This window comes from Micromonospora parastrephiae (genome assembly GCF_016802865.1).
Classification (GTDB): domain Bacteria; phylum Actinomycetota; class Actinomycetes; order Mycobacteriales; family Micromonosporaceae; genus Micromonospora; species Micromonospora parastrephiae.
Window position 1 is genome coordinate 84,405 of sequence record NZ_JAEVHM010000002.1, and the last position, 19,108, is coordinate 103,512.

Annotated in this window: 20 protein-coding genes and 1 pseudogene; 8 read left to right on the top strand and 13 right to left on the bottom strand. The window is 69.4% G+C overall.

Annotation, left to right across the window (positions count from 1 at the left end; translation table 11 throughout):
• Positions 1-197: 197 nt before the first annotated feature.
• From JNW91_RS01245 to JNW91_RS01280, 9 genes are all read right to left on the bottom strand, one after another.
• On the bottom strand, positions 198-1,007 hold the full coding sequence (locus tag JNW91_RS01245) for a DUF1996 domain-containing protein (RefSeq protein ID WP_203173105.1): 810 nt from the start codon (positions 1,005-1,007) through the stop codon (positions 198-200).
• A 259-nt stretch (positions 1,008-1,266) separates the two neighbouring features.
• Complete coding sequence (locus JNW91_RS01250) at positions 1,267-3,495, bottom strand: discoidin domain-containing protein (protein WP_203173106.1); 2,229 nt, start codon at positions 3,493-3,495, stop codon at positions 1,267-1,269.
• A 229-nt stretch (positions 3,496-3,724) separates the two neighbouring features.
• Positions 3,725-4,591: a sugar phosphate isomerase/epimerase family protein gene (locus tag JNW91_RS01255; RefSeq protein ID WP_203151169.1), complete on the bottom strand. Its 867-nt coding sequence runs from the start codon at positions 4,589-4,591 to the stop codon at positions 3,725-3,727.
• On the bottom strand, positions 4,588-5,295 hold the full coding sequence (locus tag JNW91_RS31595; protein WP_309244181.1) for a Gfo/Idh/MocA family oxidoreductase: 708 nt from the start codon (positions 5,293-5,295) through the stop codon (positions 4,588-4,590). The genes JNW91_RS01255 and JNW91_RS31595 overlap by 4 nt, the downstream gene beginning before the upstream one ends.
• A complete protein-coding gene (locus JNW91_RS31600; RefSeq protein WP_238424055.1) occupies positions 5,202-5,765 on the bottom strand; it encodes a Gfo/Idh/MocA family protein in 564 nt (187 codons plus the stop codon). The genes JNW91_RS31595 and JNW91_RS31600 overlap by 94 nt, the downstream gene beginning before the upstream one ends.
• Positions 5,762-6,595: a sugar phosphate isomerase/epimerase family protein gene (locus tag JNW91_RS01265; protein ID WP_203173107.1), complete on the bottom strand. Its 834-nt coding sequence runs from the start codon at positions 6,593-6,595 to the stop codon at positions 5,762-5,764. Before JNW91_RS01265 ends, JNW91_RS31600 begins: the two co-directional genes overlap by 4 nt.
• Positions 6,592-7,446: a carbohydrate ABC transporter permease gene (locus tag JNW91_RS01270; RefSeq protein ID WP_203173108.1), complete on the bottom strand. Its 855-nt coding sequence runs from the start codon at positions 7,444-7,446 to the stop codon at positions 6,592-6,594. The genes JNW91_RS01265 and JNW91_RS01270 overlap by 4 nt, the downstream gene beginning before the upstream one ends.
• Entirely contained in the window at positions 7,443-8,375 is a 933-nt protein-coding gene (locus JNW91_RS01275) for a carbohydrate ABC transporter permease (RefSeq protein WP_203173109.1), read from the bottom strand. Before JNW91_RS01275 ends, JNW91_RS01270 begins: the two co-directional genes overlap by 4 nt.
• Positions 8,376-8,421: 46 nt before the next feature.
• Positions 8,422-9,744 carry an ABC transporter substrate-binding protein gene (locus JNW91_RS01280; protein WP_203173110.1) on the bottom strand — a complete coding sequence of 441 codons (1,323 nt, stop codon included), beginning with the start codon at positions 9,742-9,744 and terminating at the stop codon, positions 8,422-8,424.
• A 223-nt stretch (positions 9,745-9,967) separates the two neighbouring features.
• On the opposite strand from JNW91_RS01280, the gene JNW91_RS01285 reads away from it, so the two are divergent.
• The 6 genes from JNW91_RS01285 to JNW91_RS33400 all read left to right on the top strand — a co-directional run bounded on the left by JNW91_RS01285 (position 9,968) and on the right by JNW91_RS33400 (position 13,569).
• Positions 9,968-10,954, top strand: coding sequence for a LacI family DNA-binding transcriptional regulator (locus JNW91_RS01285; RefSeq protein ID WP_309244175.1), 987 nt, complete (start codon positions 9,968-9,970; stop codon positions 10,952-10,954).
• A gap of 272 nt (positions 10,955-11,226) precedes the next feature.
• Complete coding sequence (locus JNW91_RS01290; RefSeq protein WP_203173112.1) at positions 11,227-11,574, top strand: ArsR/SmtB family transcription factor; 348 nt, start codon at positions 11,227-11,229, stop codon at positions 11,572-11,574.
• A complete protein-coding gene (locus JNW91_RS01295; RefSeq protein WP_203173113.1) occupies positions 11,571-12,068 on the top strand; it encodes an SRPBCC family protein in 498 nt (165 codons plus the stop codon). Before JNW91_RS01290 ends, JNW91_RS01295 begins: the two co-directional genes overlap by 4 nt.
• Positions 12,069-12,222: 154 nt before the next feature.
• A complete protein-coding gene (locus JNW91_RS01300) occupies positions 12,223-12,777 on the top strand; it encodes a dihydrofolate reductase family protein (RefSeq protein ID WP_203173114.1) in 555 nt (184 codons plus the stop codon).
• 13 nt (positions 12,778-12,790) lie between these two features.
• Positions 12,791-13,393 (top strand): dihydrofolate reductase family protein, encoded by a 603-nt coding sequence (locus tag JNW91_RS01305; RefSeq protein ID WP_203173115.1) that lies wholly within the window; start codon positions 12,791-12,793, stop codon positions 13,391-13,393.
• A 41-nt stretch (positions 13,394-13,434) separates the two neighbouring features.
• Positions 13,435-13,569: a hypothetical protein gene (locus JNW91_RS33400; protein WP_309244176.1), complete on the top strand. Its 135-nt coding sequence runs from the start codon at positions 13,435-13,437 to the stop codon at positions 13,567-13,569.
• A 591-nt stretch (positions 13,570-14,160) separates the two neighbouring features.
• Here JNW91_RS33400 and JNW91_RS31605 read toward each other — a convergent pair.
• The 3 genes and pseudogenes from JNW91_RS31605 to JNW91_RS01320 all read right to left on the bottom strand — a co-directional run bounded on the left by JNW91_RS31605 (position 14,161) and on the right by JNW91_RS01320 (position 15,422).
• A complete protein-coding gene (locus tag JNW91_RS31605) occupies positions 14,161-14,880 on the bottom strand; it encodes a hypothetical protein (RefSeq protein ID WP_238424056.1) in 720 nt (239 codons plus the stop codon).
• Positions 14,881-15,091: 211 nt separating this feature from the next.
• Positions 15,092-15,271 (bottom strand): annotated as a pseudogene (locus JNW91_RS34155) (helix-turn-helix domain-containing protein); the annotation flags it as partial.
• On the bottom strand, positions 15,261-15,422 hold the full coding sequence (locus JNW91_RS01320; RefSeq protein ID WP_203173116.1) for a hypothetical protein: 162 nt from the start codon (positions 15,420-15,422) through the stop codon (positions 15,261-15,263). The gene JNW91_RS01320 and the pseudogene JNW91_RS34155, both read right to left, overlap by 11 nt.
• 111 nt (positions 15,423-15,533) lie before the next feature.
• Here JNW91_RS01320 and JNW91_RS01325 point away from each other — a divergent pair, with 111 nt between their 5' ends.
• Positions 15,534-16,613 (top strand): helix-turn-helix domain-containing protein, encoded by a 1,080-nt coding sequence (locus JNW91_RS01325; RefSeq protein ID WP_203173117.1) that lies wholly within the window; start codon positions 15,534-15,536, stop codon positions 16,611-16,613.
• Between the two features lie 490 nt (positions 16,614-17,103).
• Here JNW91_RS01325 and JNW91_RS01330 read toward each other — a convergent pair whose 3' ends face one another.
• Positions 17,104-18,231, bottom strand: a complete 1,128-nt coding sequence (locus tag JNW91_RS01330) for an FG-GAP repeat domain-containing protein (RefSeq protein WP_203173118.1) — start codon at positions 18,229-18,231, stop codon at positions 17,104-17,106.
• 685 nt (positions 18,232-18,916) lie between these two features.
• Between JNW91_RS01330 and JNW91_RS32975 the strand changes: the two genes are divergently transcribed.
• Complete coding sequence (locus tag JNW91_RS32975; RefSeq protein ID WP_255544905.1) at positions 18,917-19,045, top strand: hypothetical protein; 129 nt, start codon at positions 18,917-18,919, stop codon at positions 19,043-19,045.
• The last annotated feature ends 63 nt before the right edge of the window (positions 19,046-19,108 follow it).

The window sequence follows — 19,108 nt, forward strand, 5'->3', positions numbered from 1 at the left end:
GAGCGCTCTCCGACGTAAGTCACTCTCAACCCTGCCGACCACGGATGTCAATGGCGTTTGATTGATCAGCATGAATACGGTGACGGGCGGCGGATGGTCGGGGCGCCGGGGCCGGCCCGCTACCGGACGCGGCCGATCGTGGCCGGGCGACCCCCGCTCGACACCGGGCACCGGCCACGATCGACGCCATCTGACCGCTACGGCTTCTTGGGGTCCTCACCGTAACCGTTGCACTGCCGACCCCCATTGATGCAGTAGGCCACGACATAGGCCTGGCGGGCGGCATTCCACCCGTTCATGAAGTCGTAGTGGAATGAGTAGCTGGCCCCCGAGGAATATGCCAGGCCGGCGGTGCTGGTGCCCGCCAGCTTGTACGGGAGCTTGATCTCCAGCATCGGCAGCGGGACGGGGTGGTCGGCCGGGCAGATCCCGCTCACCGGCCAGGCCATGTGCGACTTGTGGTCGGGCACGTCCAGGTGCACGCCGTCCCAGCAACTCGGCGCCTTGAGGCGCACGACCAGGGACGACCCGGAGGGGCAGGAGGCCGGCCAGTCGTTGCCCTTGTAGCCGGTGCACGACCAGCTGCCCCCGAAGTGCGCCGCGTCCGGCGTCTTCACGTCCCCCACGAGCAGCTTGAACCCGGCCGGGAACGGCTTGACCGTGCGGTAGTCCTTCACCCCGGCCTTGTAGTACACGGTGACGATGCTGTTCGGCACCGGCGCGCCGTTCTGCGACAGCGTCGGGAACCAGTAACCGGACGCGTCGAGGGTGTCCTGACAGGACGTGGCACCACCGACCAGGGACTGCGGGGTGGAGTTGGCGTTGGTGGTGGGGTTGCCGATAAACGTGTGGTTGTGCGACGCACCGGGCAGACCGGGGAAGACGATCGGGTCGTCGCTGAGCCGGTGATTGACGTCGCAGTTGGCGTGCGCCTCCTGGTACTGCGCGAAGGGCGGGTCGTCCGCCGCGAACGCCGTTCCGTTTCCACCGACCGCGGCGATTACCACGACACTCAGGAAAACCGCGGTGAGTGGCCTGGCCACAACTCTCCGACGCCCTCCCGAAACGGCTCTGAACAAGAGCAACCTGAGGCTCATCTGATCTCCTTTGGACGTAGGAACGAGCATCTATTTCCAAGAAGCTAACAATGGCCCGAGATTGAAACAATTGGTTGCCATCAGTTTGCCAAAAGGGCTGGCCGACGGTGCCGCGTAATAACCCGCACAGAATGTCCGGCCGACCCGGGTCGGCCGGACATTCGATGATTCACGGGTAGCTGATCACGTTGTGCGGAGTCACGGAGGACGGCAGGGCCGCGTCACCGGTGTCGTTGATGACGTGGGTGATCGAACCCTTGCCCAGGGACACCGTCAGCACGTCGTGGAACCTGACGTTGGGATTGACCGGAACCTCGAAGGAGTGATAGGCGGCGATGGACGGGTCGGCGGTGAACACGCAGTAGCTGCCGAGCCCCCAGGCCTCGTGGCTGGTCACCGAGTTGGCCACCTTGTAGGCGGCGTAGCCGGTGATGCCGTCGTGCGACCAGGCTGCCGCGCTCGGAGGGTCGTAGGGCAGTTCGTTCTGGAAGAAGATGGTCCGGCCGCCGTTGCCGTTCCAGATCACGTTGTACTTCTGGAAGTGCTCGACGAACAGGCCGAGCGCGGTGACGTCGGCGCCGTTGACGACCAGGCCGGTGTCGGACGGGTTCGTGGTCCACCCGGCCCCGGCGCCGTGGTCGGCGCGCCAGGCCCAGATGTGGTCGATGATCGTGTTGTTGCTGTTTACCACCAGGGCGTTGGTGACGGCGGCCGGGCCGGTGCCGCCGACGCGCAGGAACACGTCCTGGAGCGAGATCGGACTGGCGGCGTGATCCGCGTTCGCGCCGCTCTGGCCGACCTGGAGCAGCGACGGCGACCGGGTGGTGCCGGCGTCGAAGAGCAGCCCGGCCACCTTGACCCCGTTGACGTCGGCCACGTTCATCGCGGTGACCCCGTTGTCGGCGACGAGGGTGGCGAAACCCAGGCCGAGGACGACGGTGTCCGGCCGGGTCACGTTGATGGTCTGGCCGACGTGGTAGACCCCCGGGGTGAAGAGCAGGTTCAGGCCCTGCGCGAGCGCGCTGTTGATGGTGGCCGCCGAGTCGCCCGGGTGCGCGACGTAGAACTGGGTCAGCGGCAGCGACGTGCCGGCGGTGTTGCCGGCCGCCCAGGTGACGCCGGAGCTGTTGGTACGCAGGGACGGGACGAACACCCGGTAGGCGCCCGACGAGTCCGTGTACAGGTAGGGCTTCTCGCGGCTGACCGGGGTCTTCGGCACGACGGTGTAGGGCGGCGTTGGGAACGTGTTGGCGGGCGCCCCGGCCACACCGGAGAAGACGACGTTCCAGACGCCGCCGTTCCAGCCGCCGACCTGACTGTCCCGGGTGTACCACTGCTGCTGCGAGCACGGGCTGACCGTGCCGCTGATCCGACTGTCGGCGATGTACCCGCCGCTGGCCCACCCGCAGTTGGGCGAGGCGAGGGTCATTCCGCCGTGCACGTCCATCCGCCGGAACGGCGCCGCCTGGGCCACCGCCCACCGGTCACGGCCCGACACCGGAGTGATCGACATGTTCTCCGCCGAGCGCCAGAAGTTCTGCGTCGCGTTGCCGGCCATCCAGCCCGCGTCGACGGTGACGTCACCGTTGATCCGAACGTCGGCCGGGTTCTGCCCGAGGCCGGCGATCGAGGTGTAGAAGCCCAACTGGGCGTTGAGGCCGGTGTACGAGCCGGGCTTGAACAGCAGCGCGTACCGCTGCGTGCCGAACTGGTTTGTCTCCTGCGTGGCGAACACCTGGTCCAGCTTCGACTGGATGCTGGACGACGACATCGACGGGTCGAACACGATGACGTTGGAGCCGAGGTCGCCCCCACCGGGAATGGGCGGGCCGGTCGTGGGCGGTGGGGTCGTGGGCGTCGACACGCTGTGCACCACCAGCTCGAAGATCGAGTATCCGTAGCCGGTAGCCCGGGTGGTGCCGTACACCCGCAGGAAGCGGCCGGTGCCGCTGACCGGGATGGTCTGCGTGCCGCCGCTGCCGGCGGCGGTGGCGTAGAGCGACGACCAGTTGCCGACCCCGTCGGGTGAGACCTGGATCTGGAACGCCTTCGCGTACGACGTCTGCCAGGTGAGGACGACCTCGCAGACATCGGTGCTGGCACCGAGGTCCACCTGCAGCCACTGCGGGTCGCTGAACGCGCTGGACCAGCGGGTCGTGGCACTGCCGTCCACGGCGTTGGCCGCCGACAGCCGGCTGTTCTCCACCGACGACGCGGTGGCCGGCCGGTTCAGCGCGACGTTGGCGGTGCCGCAGCCGGCTGCGGCGGCGGTGGCGGTGGCGGACGGGGTGGTCACGGCGAGGGCGTAGGTGACGGTCACGGCCAGCCCGGACACGGCCGCGGCGAGCGCGGACCGGCGTCTGCCGGTCCGGCTCGCCCTGCTGACGGAGCATTGCATGACATCTCCCTGATGGGGTCAGGATGGAAGCCACCGCCGACGGCCAGGCGGCGGTGGCTCCGTGGGGACGGGTACCGAGGGGCCCTGGACGATGGCCCACGGATCGCGCACCAGTGGCGGTTGTCTGGACACTATGGGCGCCACCACGGCCCGACAATCGGTTGCCAACATTTGCCAGACTCGATCGATACCGGAACCACAGAGCATGAATTCCCGTCAATTCACGGAATCAGCGTCCCGCCTTCTCCGCGCGTACCCGAAGGTCCAACTCCCGAAGGTAGGCCAGGTTGTCCCGGGTCCGCTGAGCCAGCGGCACGGCGGTGGAGAAGTCCTCGACCGTCACCCACCCGTCGTAGCCGACCCGGCGCAGCGCGCCGAGATAGGCCGCCAGGTCGGCCTGCCCCTCCCGCAACGGCGCCCACTCGGCCGACCAGCGCGGTCCCCCGTCGTCCCGGGTGCCGCTCACCCGCCACGCGACGTTCTTCACGTGCACGTGCGCCAGGTACGGGCCGAGCAGCTGGAAACCGGCCAGCGGATCCTCGAACCCCTCGATGGTCAGGTTGCCGATGTCGTGGATGACCCCGGCATGCTCCGGCGGCAGGCCGTCGAGCAGGCGCATCGCCGCCGACGCCGAGGCGACGATGGTGCCGTGGTGCAGCTCGACCAGCGCGGTCACCCCGTGCTCCGCCGCCCTCCCGGCGATCCACGCCAGGTCCCGGCGGGTACCGGCCATCAGCTCCCGATAGTCGCCGCTGCCCAGTTGCGGCATGGTCACCCGGACCCGCTCGGCGCCCAGCGCGGCGGCTGCGGCCAACACCCGCTCGACGTTGCCGTGGTCGGCCGCCGGCACGTACGCCCCGAGCCCGGACAGCGCCAGCCCGGCCTCGCGGGTGATCGTGGCGATCCGGGTCAGCTCACCCTCCAGCCCGGTCAACGGGACGGTCGCCCGGTTGCCGGCCCAGAACCCGGGCGGTCGGGCCGGTTCCTGGTCGGTGACCCGCCACTCGACACCGTCCCAGCCCTGCGCGGCCAACTGCCCGACCGTCTCCTCCGGCGTCCAGTCCGGCGTGGACGCCGTGAACACCGACCACCTCATCGCGCCACCCCCGCCCCCAGGACGGACGACACCGTGGCCGCGGAGCCCTCGACGGCGGCGAGCACGTCGTCGAAGTCGCCGGCCAGCACCGCCGGCACCGACACCGGCCGACGCAGGTGCGCCGAGAGGTAGACCGCCTTGACCACGGCGACGTCGAGCAGCGCCTCGACCGCCGTGACCCCCGGTCGCCGGCCGCCGAGGATCGCCTCGACCGTGTCGTGGTACTGCCGCAGGTGCCCGGTCACGAAGGCGTCGTCGGGCTTGGTCGCCCCCCGCAGCTGCGACGGTGGCACGGCGTCGCCGGACCGGTCGGGCCCGTCGGCGTACGCGGACGGGTCCGGGCCGTCGGCGGTGTGCAGGTATTCCAGCTGGTCGTCGTGGATCACCGCGGACCCCTGCGAGCCGTGCACCTGCAACCGCACCCCGAGGCCCGGGTACGCCGCGGTGGTGGCGTGCAGCACGGCGAGCGCCCCGTCGGCGAACCGGATCGCCGCCACGGCGACGTCCTCCACCTCGACCCGCTCGTGGGCGAGGACGCCGGTGTAGGCGAACACCTCCTCGGGCCGGCCGAACAGCCACAGCAGCAGGTCCACGGTGTGCACGCCCTGGTTTATGGTGGCGCCGCCGCCGTCCTGCTCCCAGGTGCCGCGCCAGCCCGCCGAGTCGTAGTACCGCTGGCCCCGCCACCACGGCACGCTGGCCACCGCCGAGGTGAGCCGCCCCAGGTCGCCGGCGCGCACCCGGGCGCGACCGCGACGCTCGCCGGGTCGAACCGGTGCTGGCAGACCACCGCGCAGACCTGACCGGCCGCCTCGGCGTCCGTGGCGACCCGGGCGATGCGGCGGGCCGCCGGCAGGGAGGCATCGAGGGGCTTCTCGACGAGCACGTGCACGCCGGCCGCGAGGGCCTCCTCGGCGAGGTCGGCGTGCGTACCGCTGGGCGTGCAGACCACTACCAGGTCCGCCGCCTCGGCCGCGAGGGCCTCGCCCAGCGAGGCGTACCGGGCCGGCGGCGGGGCGCCCTGCTCGCCGATCCACCCGGCGAGCCGGTCGTTGGCCTGCGGGTCCGGGTCGGCGAGCGCGGTGAGGCGCAGTCCGGGGTGCCGCAGGATCGCCCCGGCGTGGGTGCGGGCGATGACCCCGCTGCCCGTGATCACGACGTTGAGGACGGTCATCGAAGATGCACTCCTATCGAGGCGGTGAGGTTCACGAACGCGCGCGCCGCCCGGCCGAACTCGGCGGGGCCGGAGAATCCGCCGAGTTCGTGCTGGCTGGCGAGGTGCGGTTCGAGGGAGGCGAAGCCGGCATAGCCGTCGTCGCGCAGCGCGGTGAGCGTCCGCAGCAGCTGGCCGTCGCCGTGGCCGGCGGGCACGACCTCGGCGCTGGCCGCGATCGCGTCCTTGACCTGCAGGTACTCCAGGTGCGGGCGCAGCAGCGCGTACCCGTCGTCGTAGGGCCGCACCCCGACCTGCACGAAGTTCGCGTTGTCCCAGGCGACGCGCAGCGCGGGCGAGTCGACCGACTCGACGAGGTCGGCGACCCGCCGCGGCACATCGCCGTAGATGTCCTTCTCGTTCTCGTGCAGCAGCACGACGCCGGAGTCCTCGGCGAGGGCCGCGAAGGCCCGCATCCGCGCCAGCACCGCCGCGCGGATCTCGGCCGGGGCGACCCCGGCCGGGCGGTAGAACGAGAAGATCCTGACGTACCGGCTGCCCAGCCGGTGCGCGGCCGCCACGGCGGCACGCAGCCGGTCGAGCTCACCGCCGTCCTCGGTGGTCACGTCGACCTTCCCGACGGGCGACGCGACCGCCGAAACCGCCATGCCGCGCGCGTCGACCGCCTCCGCCAGGGCGTCCAGTTGAGCGTCGCCGAGCTCCACCACGTTGGTGCCCCACGCGCTGCGCACCTCGATGTGCCGGGCACCGAGGGCACTGAGCACCGCGAGCTGCACCGCCGGGTCGGGATCGATCTCGTCGCCGAAGCCGGACAGCGTCCACGCCGTCACTTCACACCTCCCGCGGTCAGCCCACTGACGATGTACCGCTGGAAGGCGAGGTAGAGGGCGACCACCGGGGCCGCGCAGACGAGGGCGGCGGCCATCATCTGCCCGTACGGCGGGATCGCCCCGCCCTCCTGCGCCGCGCCGAAGACCTGCAGCACGACCGCCGCGGTGCGGGTGTCCACGTCGGTCATGACCGAGGCGAACAGCACGTCGTTCCAGCCGAGCAGGAACGCGAAGATCGCCGCGACGACCAGGCCCGGCCAGCTCAGCGGGATGACGACACGCAGCAGGATCTGCCAGCTCCCGGCACCGTCCACGCGGGCGGCCTCGATCAGCTCGCCGGGCAGCTCACGCAGGTAGGTCACCATGATCCAGGTGGAGAACGGCAGCCCGAACGTGAGGTAGGTGACGACCAGCGACCACCGGGTGCCGATCGTCGGCACGCCGAGGCTGCTGCCGATCGTCGCGAAGAGCACGAAGACCGGCAGGAGCAGCAGCGTGCCGGGGATCGACTGCATGCCCAGCAGCGCGCGCAGCACGGTGCGCCGGCCCCGGAACCGGTGCCGGACCAGGACGTACGCCGAGAAGACCGCGACCGCCGCGCAGGTCACCGCCACCGTGCCGGCGACGAGCAGGCTGTTCGCGAGCCCCCGACCGAGCGGAACCGTCGACCAGATCCGGACGTAGTTGCCGACGCTGACCCGCTCCGGCCAGAACTCACCGGCGGCCACGGCCAGGTCGGTGTTGACCGAGGCGAGGAAGACGTAGCCGACCGGCGCGCCGACGATGGTCAGCAGGAACACCGTCAGGCCGATCTGTAGTGGTCGCGGCAGCAGGCGAAGCACGGAGTTCATGCGGTGGCCTCCGGCTCGTCGAGTCTGACGGTGCGCAGATAGACCAGCAGCGGGACCAGGATCAGTACCAGCGAGATCACGGCCATCGCCGCGCTCAGCCCGAACCGCAGGTTCTGGAAGCTCTCCACGTACGTCAGCACCGGCAGCACCTCCACGTCGTGCGGGCTCGGGACGCCGAACAGCACGAACGGCAGGGTGAAGCTGTTCACCATGTGCAGCAGCGAGATGATCGCGGCGAGCGCGACCGGGGGGCGCAGCAGCGGGAGGATGACGTGGCGCAGCTTCGCCCGCCACTGCGCGCCGTCGAGCGCGGCGGCCTCGTGCAGGCTGTCGTCGATTCCCTGCAGGCCGGCCAGGGCGAGCAGGTAGACCAGCGGCCAGCCCGACCAGGCCTGCACGACGATCAGGGCGAGGTAGCTCTTCGGCCCGTTCAGCCACAGGCCGCCGGCGATGCCCAGGGTCGCCAGGCCCTGGTTGGCGACCCCGTCGGGTTGCAGGATGATCCGCCAGATGGTGCCGACGACGAAGGCGGGCAGCACGTACGGGATGAGGTAGAGGGACCGGACCAGCGACCGCCCGCGGAACGGCAGGTGGGTGGTCAGCGCGGCGGCGACCCCCAGCGGCAACGCGAGCAGCGTCGCGATCACCGCCGCGGACCCGCTGACCCAGATGGCGTGCGGCAGGCTGGTGCGGCCCACCGCCTCGACGTAGTTGCCGGCGCCGACGAACGGCGCCGACAGCCACTGCCGGAAGGTGTACTGGTCGAGGTCGAGCAGCGACATCACCAGCGCGACGACGAACGGCACGACGATGACGGTCAGGGTGAGCAGGCCGCCGGGCGCGAGCAGCCACACCGCGGCACCGCCGGCGGTCGCGCCGCGACGGCGGCGCGGCGGGGGACGGGCGAGCCACCCCGGCCCGGCGCGCATCGCCGGTGCCCGGAGCGTCCGCGGTCGCTGGGTCGTTGACCGTCATCTACTTCGCCTTGTCCAGCGCGGCCTGCGCCTCGGACTGGCCCTGGGCGAGCAGGGCGTTGAGGGACGTGTCGTCGACCTTGCCGGCGGCGAGGTTCGGCACCGACTGGACGACCACGTTGACCAGCGCGAGCTGCACCTTGCTCCACCCGCCGTGGAACGGGGTGCCGTGCGCCTTCGAGGCGGAGTCCACGATGGCCGCGAGCGCCGGGTCGGCGACCAGCCGGTTCGCCAGCTCCGCGTTCGTCGGCAACTCGCCGAAGGTCCGGTAGTAGGCCTCCTGCGACTCGGCGGTGGTCAGCATGTTCACCAGGCGCAGCGCCAGGTCCTGGTTCTTGCTGTACTTGGCGATCACCAGGTTGTCACCGGAGAGGATGCTGGTGGCGCCGACGCCGCCCGACGGCAGGCTGGTGGCGCCCGGCGGGACGGTCGGCATGACGGCGTAGCCGTACTTGCCGGCGACCGCGGACTTGTCCAGCGTGACCTTCGAGGTCGCCGAGACCATCGGCAGGAAGGCGGCCTTGCCGGCGCCGAACGCGGCGATGGCCTGGGCGTTCTTCCAGCCGGTCGCCGCCGGGTCGACGACCTTGTCGGTGGCGAGCCAGCCGAGGTACGTCTGGTAGGCCTTGACCGTGACCGGATCGGTCAGCCGCGCCTTGCCGTCGGAGACCAGCGGGTTGCCAGCCTGGATGCTCATCGCCCAGATGAACTTCCACGGGTCGAAGCCGTCGCCGTAGGCCACGGCCAGGCCGTACCTGCCGGCACCGGTCAGCTGTCTGGCCTGCTGCCGCAGGCCGTCCCAGGTGCTCGCCGGCTTGTCGATGCCCGCCGCGGCCAGCAGTTCCTTGTTGTACGCCATGACGAACGGGCGGCTGGTGAAGGGGATGCCGACCTCGTGCGTGGCGTCCGGGCCGGAGATGCCGAGGGTGGCCGGCAGGAACCGGTCCCGGCCGCCGATCTTCGTCCACTGGTCGGCGGTGAGGTCGACGAAGGCGCCGGTGGAGTATGCCGTCGGGGTGAAGGTGGTGCCGAGGGCATAGATGTCCGGCCCCTGCCCGGAGAGCATCGATGTCTGGATCTTGGTGAGTTCGTCGGTGGGGCTGGCGAAGGTCTCGAACGTGACCTTCGCCCCGGCCTGCTGCTGGAACTTCGCCGAGACGTCGGCGAACCACTGCTTCTGCTCCGTGGGATAGATCGAGTTCGCCCCGATGAGCACGTTGAGCGTCCTGCCGTCCTCGGCGGAGCTACCGGGGTCGCAGGCGGTGACGGGTATGGCGACCGTGGCGGCCAGGGCCGCCGCGAGAAGTCCACGGCTGGCGTTCATCTCTGCTCCTTGGGTGGTGGCTGTCCGGAGAGGAATGGTGTGGAGAGGCACATAGCCAGACGCCAGGGAATTCCCCCGGTTCGATGAAGCGTGCGAGGGAACGTAACAACCATGGAAACCGGGTGGCAACCGATTGCCATTAATTGCCATCGATGCTCTGCTGATGTGCATGAACCCCGAAGGCGTGCCCTCTCCCCGTGCGGCGGTACGCCGGGAGGGCCGCGTGACCATCAACGACATCGCTGCCCTCACCGGCGTTGCCGCCTCCACCGTGTCCCGGGCGCTGAGCCGGCCCGACCGGGTCAACCGGGTCACCCGGGAACGCATCCAGGCCGCCGCCCGCGAGCTGAACTACGTACCCAACACCCAGGCGCGGGCGCTGTCGTCGGGGCGTACCGAAACGGTCGCCCTGCTCGTCTCGGACGCGACGAATCCGTTCTACTTCGGACTGATCCGCGGCGCGCAGCAACAACTGCGCGCCGCCGGCCACGCCCTGCTGCTGATCGACACCGAGGACTCGGCCGAGCTGGAGAACCATCTGCTGCACAAGGTGCGCCGGTCGGTCGACGGGGTGATCCTCGCAGCCTCCCGCCTTCCCGAGCAGACCCTCTCCGTCATCGCCGCCGAACTGCCGGTCGTCACCGTCAACCGCAACGTCGCCCGGGTGCGCAGCGTCGTCATCGACAGCCCGGACGGGGTGATGCAGGCCGTCGAGCACCTGGTCTCGCTGGGCCACCGGGCGATCGCGTACGTGGCCGGACCGCCGTCCTCCTGGGCCAACGAGGCCCGGTGGCGGGCGATGCGGACCGCGATGGCCCGACACGGCCTCACCGCGGCCCGCGTCGGCCCGTTCGGCGTGTCCCGCAGCTCCGGATCGGTCGCCGCGGACGCGCTGCTGAACACCGGCGCCACCGCCGGCGTCACCTTCAACGACCTGCTGGCGATCGGCATCCTGCGGCGGCTGGCCGAACGCGGCGTCGACGTCCCCGGCGAGATCAGCGTGGTGGGCTGCGACGACATCTTCGGCGCCGACTTCTGCAGCCCCCCGCTGACCACCCTCACCGCGCCGATCGAACAGGCCGGCCGGGTGGCGGTGTCAATGCTGCTGGACCACCTTGAGCACCTGGGGGAAACGGCGTCCCGTCAGACCGTGCTGCTGCCCACGCACCTGACCATCCGGCAGTCCAGCGGGCCGGCCCCGCGCCGGTGACCACTCGCCGGGCCGCCTCTCCCGGACGACCAGCAATAGCCCGTATCAGAAGGCACGGGTCCACGTCGCGGTGGTACGTGTCCCGGTGCCCCTCGCGCGTCAGGGCACGGGCGCCGAACGCCGACAGAGGCCACCCGGGTGTCCACCACGAGGCTTGACGCCAGCCTCCGAAGACGACGCCCGGCGTCCGGACACGTGTGACGTGCCTTGACAGGATCAGCTCCACCTGACATGGTCAACCATATCGTTGATAAAGCAGCAGGTTGATAAAGATGCCGATTGACAAGAGGGACGATGGACAGCTCGACCGAGCGTTCGCCGCTTTGGGCGATCCGGTGCGGCGGGCCATGGTCGCGCGGCTGTCGCGCGGCGAGGCGACGGTCAACGAGCTTGCCGAGCCGTTCCCGATCACCAAACAGGCCGTGTCGCGGCACATCCAGGTGCTCGAGGCGGCCGGATTGATCACCAGGAGCCGGGACGGCCAGCGGCGGCCGTGTCGCCTGGACCCGGCGGCGCTCGAGGCGCTGACGAGCTGGATCGACACCTACCGACTGGCTACCGAGGCGCAGTACCGGCGCCTCGACGACGTCCTCGACACGTTGAAGGAGCAGCGGAGATGAACTCGACGACGATTACCGCCCAGCCCGGCACCCCCTACGTCGACGTCGTGCGCGAGTTCGACGCGCCGCCGGAGCTGGTGTTCCGCGCACACACCGACCCGGAGCTGGTGGCGCGCTGGCTTGGCCCACGCGGCATGCGGATGGAGGTGGTCGAGCACGACGCGCGGGCTGGCGGCGGCTACCGCTACGTGCATCGCGGCAGAGAGGGCGAATTCCGGTTCCGCGGCGTGTTCCACACGGTCGTGCCGGACAAGCTGATCGTGCAGACCTTCGAGTACGAGGGCACGCCGGAACACGTCAGCCTGGAGACGACGCGGTTCGAGGACATCGACGGTCGGACCCGGCTGACCAGACGCAGCGTGTTCGGCTCGGTCGAGGAACGCGATGCGATGGTCGCGTCCGGCATGGAGAACGGCGTGCGCGACTCGATGGAACGACTAGCCGAGCTGCTGCGACCGGGACGGGTGATCGTGGACAGCTCGAATCCGAGATGACGGCGTACGCGCAGCACCTCACCTACCGCGTCCTAGCCGACAACTGACGCCGACACCGCCATCCACCGAACATCTTGTAGCCCAACCGCGGACACCATCCCGACTTCGATCCGGGATGCGACAAAACCAACACGAGCAACGAGAGGCAGCATTCATGCGAGACGTCATTCTGTACATGTCGATGTCGCTGGACGGGTTCGTCGGCAGCGACCGTGAGCATCCGGGGATCGCGGTCCCCGGAGGCGATGAACTGAAGCAGTGGAAGCTCGACCGCATCAGTCGGGCCGGTGCTCACCTGATGGGTCGCATCACGTACCAGGAGATGTCGTCGTACTGGCCGCGGTCCGACGACCCGTACGCGGCGCCGATGAACGACATCCCCAAGGTGGTGTTCTCGAAGACGCTTAGCGACGCCGAGGCCAGCTGGCCCGAAACCCGGGTCGCGCGGGGCGAGCTCACCACCGAGATCGCCGCCATCAAGGCCGAGCCCGGCCCGGACGTGATCGTCTGGGGTGGTGGCCGGTTGGCCGGCGCGCTCGCCGCGGCCGACCTGATCGACGAGTACCGCCTACTGGTCCAGCCGCTGGCCCTGGGCCGCGGACAGGCCCTGTTCGGCCAACTACCGCAATCGCGGCGCCTGGACCTCGTCGAGACCACGCCGTTCCCCAGCGGCGTCGTCGTCCACATCTACCGACCCCAGCACTCCTGAGAAGGGACACTCCATGGGCAAAGTGCAGGCGCAGGCGAACATGTCTCTGGACGGGTACGTCGCCAAGCAGGACAACACCATCGGCCGGTTGTTCGACTGGCTGCAGAACGGCGAGGTCGCGATGCCGACTTCGGCTGGGGACTTCACCCTCCACCTCACCCCGCAGAGTTCGGAGCACATGCGGCGGTGGGTGTCCTCGCTGGGCGCGCTCGTCTGTGGCCGGACGCTGTTCGACGTGGCGGGCGGCTGGCAGGGCCGGCACACCCTGGACGTCCCTGTTGTCGTGGTGACGCACCGAATCCCGCAGGACTGGGTTGACGCGCACCCCGACGCGCCGTTCTCGTTCGTGACCGACGGGGTGGAGGCCGCGATCGCCCGGGCCCAGGAACTCGCCGGCGACGCGGTCGTCGCCGTCACCGGGGGAACCATCGCCCGGCAGTGCCTGGAGCTGGGACTGCTGGACGAGGTGGCCATCGACTTGGTGCCGGTGGTGATGGGCGCGGGAAACCGGCCCTTCTTCGGCGAACTCTCCTCCGACGATGTCCTGCTCGGCAACCCGACGGTCTGCGTCCAAGGCGACCGGGTCACCCATCTCGTGTTCCCGGTGCTGCGGTGACCCTTCTTACCGGGTTCTCCTCCTGGTCATCGTCGTGAAACTTGATCGTGACGCCACTCGGCCTACGGATCGTCGACTGGGCGTGGGCGACCAAGGCCGCCGCATGGGTCGAACTCGCGTTGCTCGTCCCATGGCTGATCGGCAGCGGCCACAGCGCCGAACAGGCAGAAGAGTAGCTATCCCAGCTTCCCGCATGGACTAGGACGGACCGTCAGGTTCTGGACAACTTCGCGTCACAGAACGCAACAAAGTGGGCCGCAAGTCCCGACAGAGCACCGAGCTCTGGGTACACGACCTCGCAGTGTGGACCGGCGAATGGGCCAACCATCGGACCCCCGGCCACCAGTCAACCCATGAGCCATAACCCGGAGGCACCCTCTCGCCACGCGGCACCGGCAGCGGTCGGCCCAACTACCAGCCAGCAAGCCCGCTCGGAACCGCAATCAGGTCACTCAGCCGGGCGGTCCATGACGGTCCCGAACCCGGAACAAGCCGCACTGTTTCCCCGTCTGCTCCCAATGTAAGCGGCACTTAGGGCGAAGCCCGTTACCGACCACTCCGGTAACGGGCTTCTGACCTGCATGAACTGAGAGTGGGCGATGCTGGTATCGAACCAGCGACCTCTTCGGTGTGAACTCTCGGCAAGCAGATCGGATCGGCCTTGATGCGAGGTCATGTGGCCCGCTGAGGCGCCTCTCGGCTCGGTCCGGCTGGCACGGTTGCTGTACTTCGCTGCTGTACTTCTGACGCCCTGGGGGCATCCGCACTCAAACCAGGCCGAGGCCAATGGCGAAATCGGTGATCGTCGTAGGCGCGTCTGCCCGTTGGGCAACCTCGGTGACGACACGCCGCGCCGCCGGCCGGTGCCGTATCTCCGATGGTGCGATGTTGTCGACCAGCAGCAGGCTTCGAGCCGCCGTGATCACGTCGCCGAGCTGAAGGTACGCGCGAGCGACGTCGACGAGGTGCGCAGCACGATGCTCAAGCGGCAACCATCGCCATCCCTCTCGTTCGACGACCTTCTCGTGCTGCGTAACCGCGCGCTTTCCGTCGCCCAGCTCGATTGCTGCGGCAACTCGGGCCAGATCAACGGCCACAGGCCCGAAGGCGGTGTGATGGTGATCGTGTCCATCGCCCACCCGCACAGCCATCTCCGTCGCCTCGTTCAGCAGGCCAACAGCGTCGCGGTCGTTGCCCGCTCTGGCCGCTGTTAGGGCAGCCTGCACGAGCAGCGATCCACACAGGGACAGCTCCTGCGGTGTGCCGTCGTTCGGATCCGCTGGAGCAATGCGGTACGCAGCGCTCAGCATTACCGACTTCGCCCGAGCCGACGCGCGCAACACCTGGCCGAGCTGCACCGCCGCACAGGCCAGTAGCACCGGATCACCGATGGCAGCGGACATTGCCCGATCGGCAGCCAGCCAGGCGAGGCTTGCCTCGTCCAGCTTCACCAGCAGCGCCGCCGTCACCCGATACGCCTCCACCACGGCCGTACGGTCAGCGCCCGACTCCTGTGCTTGAAGCCGTTGAACACCTGTCAACAACGCTGGCAGCTGCTCAATCAGCTGCGGATACCGTGCGTGCTGGTAGGTAGTCCACGCGTGCCCGATCGCCCGGCCCAACTGATCAGGTGACGCATCCCGGCAAGCAATCGGGTGGCTGCTCGCCATCCCGTACGTGGACAGGGCCGCCCGAATGAAGAACCGCGGCGACCTCCCGGATCGTCGAAACCCGCTCCAGTGACCGCACCCCGCGCTCGACCTTGTCCACCCAACTCTTGGACTTCCCCAGTCGATCCGCGAACGACTGCTGCGACAGCTTGCGCCGTGCTCGCAGGTAAGCTATGCGCCGACCGATCGGAACCGAATCACCGGTCACGACGCCACCGCCGATCCGGCACCGCACGCGTCGTTTCCTCCACCGGAATGCGCTCCGCCTCGGCCTGCTCCAGAATTCGCTTCCTGGCTGCTTCCTGCTCCGCAGCCTGCACCCGCTCGCCTGTCCTGTCGCCTGCGGCGTTGTCACTCATCCCTGCCTCCGCAGTGCTTCCGCTCCTGCCTCATGTGGGATCTACTCTGGTGACCGCGCGGCTACGCTCGGAAGCACCTCGATGCTTTCAGGACCTTTCACAGGGGATCCGATGGATGACCTCGGTGCGCAATTGAGGCAGGCTCGGCTTGAGGCCGGCGTGACACTGGCCTCCATCGCGGCCCGTACCTGCTACTCGGCCTCGCATCTCAGCAACGTCGAAGCGGGACGCCGGACCGCGACGCCGGACATTGTGCTCGCGTATGCGCGAGCGTTGGGAGAAGCCGACGTGAGACGCAGAGACCTCCTCGCCGCAGCCACCATCGGCCCGATCGCCGCCAACGACTTGATCCGTAACGGCTTCACCGCCGCCCTCGCCGGGCACCGCGACGACGTCGATCGTTGGCGTGACCGCGTCGACCAGTACGGCCGCGAATACATGGAGATCGGCGCGGACTCCCTTCAAATCAGGCTCGCCAACGACCTCGTCGTCATGCAACAGCAGCTCGACAGCCCGATCATGTGGGCCACAGCAGCCCGCGCCCTGACCACCTACGGAAAGACGACGAAGGATCCCACCGAGGCCATCGGCTGGTACGACACCGCCCGCGTCACCGCCGACCGCTCCAACGACCTCGCTGTCCGCGTCTGGGTACGCGGTCGAGCCGCCATCGCCCTGGCCTACGAGGGCGCCGCACTCCCCGTCGCACAGCGCTACGCGGACGAAGCCATTGGCCTGTCTGACCGTCCGTCACTCGGCCAACTCCAAGCGCTGATGGCCCGCGCCCACATCGCCGCCGGACGAGGCGACACCGCCGCAGCGATCGCCGCCGACGAAGACGCCCAACGGATCTTCGACCACACCGCCTCACCCGACGACGAGACCTCCGACGCCGCCGTGCCCGCCTGGCGCATGGCGACCTTCCGATCCATGCTCTACGCCCGCCTCGGGCTCATCCATCGCGGCGAGCAGGCCCAGATCGACGCCGACCGTCTCCGGCCCGCCTCGCTGACCCGCTTCGCCACCCATGTCGAACTTCATCGCGCCCTCATGATGGCCAAAGCCGGCGACGGACCCGGCGGACTGGCACACGCCCGACGGGCATGGGCTGCACTACCGACTAACCGCCGCTCGCAAACCCTCGGCCTCGTCCTCCTTGAAGTCGAGAGAGCCGCGGGGCAGCGACGCTGAACCAGCGAACGACCCCTCGTTTGTAAGCTCTGTGCACCTCGTCCGCGCTCGTTCGGGACCGGCTGCACGCTCGAAGCTTCGTCAATGCCCGCACTCGTCAGCGCGCTCGCGTCCGGCGCGGTTGCTGTCAGCAATGTTGTCGACAGCCATCTCGCAGGCGACGCCGGACGACCCCCGCCGGGGGGGGATGCGGTGTCAAGCTGTCGGCCGCCGCCAGCCGGTGGCAAGCCGCGTCGGCGAGCAGGTAGCGAGCGCCGTCGGTTCACGTTCGGGGTCAACCCGCACCGGTGCTCGTGCTGCCTTCTTGCTGCCTCGCTGCCTGACGCCAGCTCTTAAGATTGGTAAAGATGACCGAAGCGCCCGGAGGATCCCGGGCGCTTCGTCCGTTAGCGGGCCTGCGGGGGGCCTGACCAATACCCGCTTGGTTAGGCCGGTTCGCCACCCAACAGTTCGACTGGCCGTTCGTCTACAGTCCTCCCCGGTCCGGCGCTCAGATGGTCGGGAAGAACCAGAGGATATCGTTCAGGCCGTTGGCGTTCGACACGACGATGTCGTCCCGCCCGTCCCCGGTGAAGTCATCCACCACGGGCGCGCCGGGAATACCGGGCGTGGCCAGGGTGATCGGGGCCTGGAAGGTGCCGTCGCCGTTGCCGAGCAGCACCAGCACGCCGTAGTAGCCGCCGCCGAACGCGAGATCCGCGCGACCGTCGCCATCGAAGTCACCGGCGGCGGCGGTCCGCTCACCTTGCCCGAAAGCGAGCGTGCGCTCCTCGGTGAAGGTGCCGTCGCCGTTGCCCGCCAGATAAAGGGCGTCGCCCCACTCGGATCCCGGTACGAGCGCGTCGACCCGACCGTCGGTGTTGAAGTCGGCGAGCATGGCCGGGCTGCGGGGAGTCGGTAGTTCGTGCCACACCCCGGGCGCGAAGGTGCCGTCGCCCGCGTTCAACCAGGTCACCACCCGGCCATAGCCGCCGCCGGTCGCCACCAGGTCGGTGTGGCCGTCCCCGTTGAGGTCTGTCCCGGCCAGCCCGTCATTGGCAGTCGGCTCGGCCGCTAGAGTCGCCCCCGGTGTGAACCGGCCCCGTCCGTCATTGCGCAGCACCTGGACCTGCTCTCGCCCCGCGAGGGTCAGCGCCAGGTCGACGTCTCGGTCACCGTCGAGGTCGGCCGGCACCAGGTTTCGGGGGATGCTGTTCGGGGCCAAGTCGATCACCCGGGGCGCCCTGAACCGGCCGTCGCCTCGGCCGAGAGCGACCACCACCTGATCGAAATCGATGTCGACGACCGTGGCGACCAGGTCCCGCCGGCCGTCACCGTCAACGTCGGCGATGGCCACCGACCGCGGCGCGCCGCCGAGGGCCACCACGGTCCCGGCCCGGAAGCCGGTCGCCCCCTGGCTGAGCAGGATCGAGACCCTGTCCGCGTCCGTCTGCGCAACCGCCAGGTCGGGCCGCGCGTCGCCGTCGAGGTCGCCGGTGGCCATGGCGCCCGGCACGGCGCCCGTCGCCACGTCGACCGGCGGGCCGAAGTTGGCGGTCCCGGCGGTGGCGGCGGCCGGGGTGACGGCCGTCAGCAGGGCGACGGCCAGACAGGGCACCCCGAGGGTACGAAATCGCATACGTGATCCTCCCGTGTAGACCCGGACCGGTCCGTTCCCGGCCTGGGCAGGGACCAGCCTCGCGCGCGGTGGGATAAGGCCGGGTTAAGCCTGAGCTAACGCCCACAACGAGGGCCTGGCTCGGACGGAGTCCGCCCAGGACCGCTCGTGTGAAGCGGCTGACGGGAATCGAACCCGCACTCTCAGCTTGGGAATCCGGTTTGAGTGGCGGCCCACGGGCGTCGTGCCAATGGTCACGGGAGCATGGACGCGGCGGCTAAGCGCTGCGGCGGGCCTCCGCTCGCCGTTGTCGACCGCTGCATCGGGCACGGATCGGGCACGGTTCCCAGTCAGGCTGAGGCTGGAACCCTGAACCCCTCTCGCCTGGCATCGGCCATATCCAATTGGACGGATCGGTCGGCTGACGTGGGCGAAGTCTTCCGTTGACTTACAGCGGTTGACGGCACTTGTTGGTATCAGTTGCGCCCGACGATCTTCGCGGCCGTCGTCCGTTGCCTCTGCCCGCGCGGCAGGCCGGCACCTACTTGAAACACCAATGATCCCGGTGACCGTGCCGACGAGGCCACTGACGGTCGCCAGCTTCGCAGAGGCCCCGGTCCAGATGCCCTTGGACTTCTCGCGCCAGCCGAGAGACCACCAGTCATGCCCGAACTTCTGCCACTTGTGCTGCCGAAGGTGACAGCCCATGACCAGGCCGGTCGAGTTGTTGCGGCAGAACTCCACAGCGCCGCCGCGCTTCCGGTTGATCGCTCCGCAGTACACCGGAGCCTGGAACAGCACGAAGAGGATCAAGAGGCCGATGAGAACCGCGTAGATGCCGGGACCAAACGCGTTGCTACCAAGGGACAGGGGGAGTACAGCCAGGACGCCGTACCCC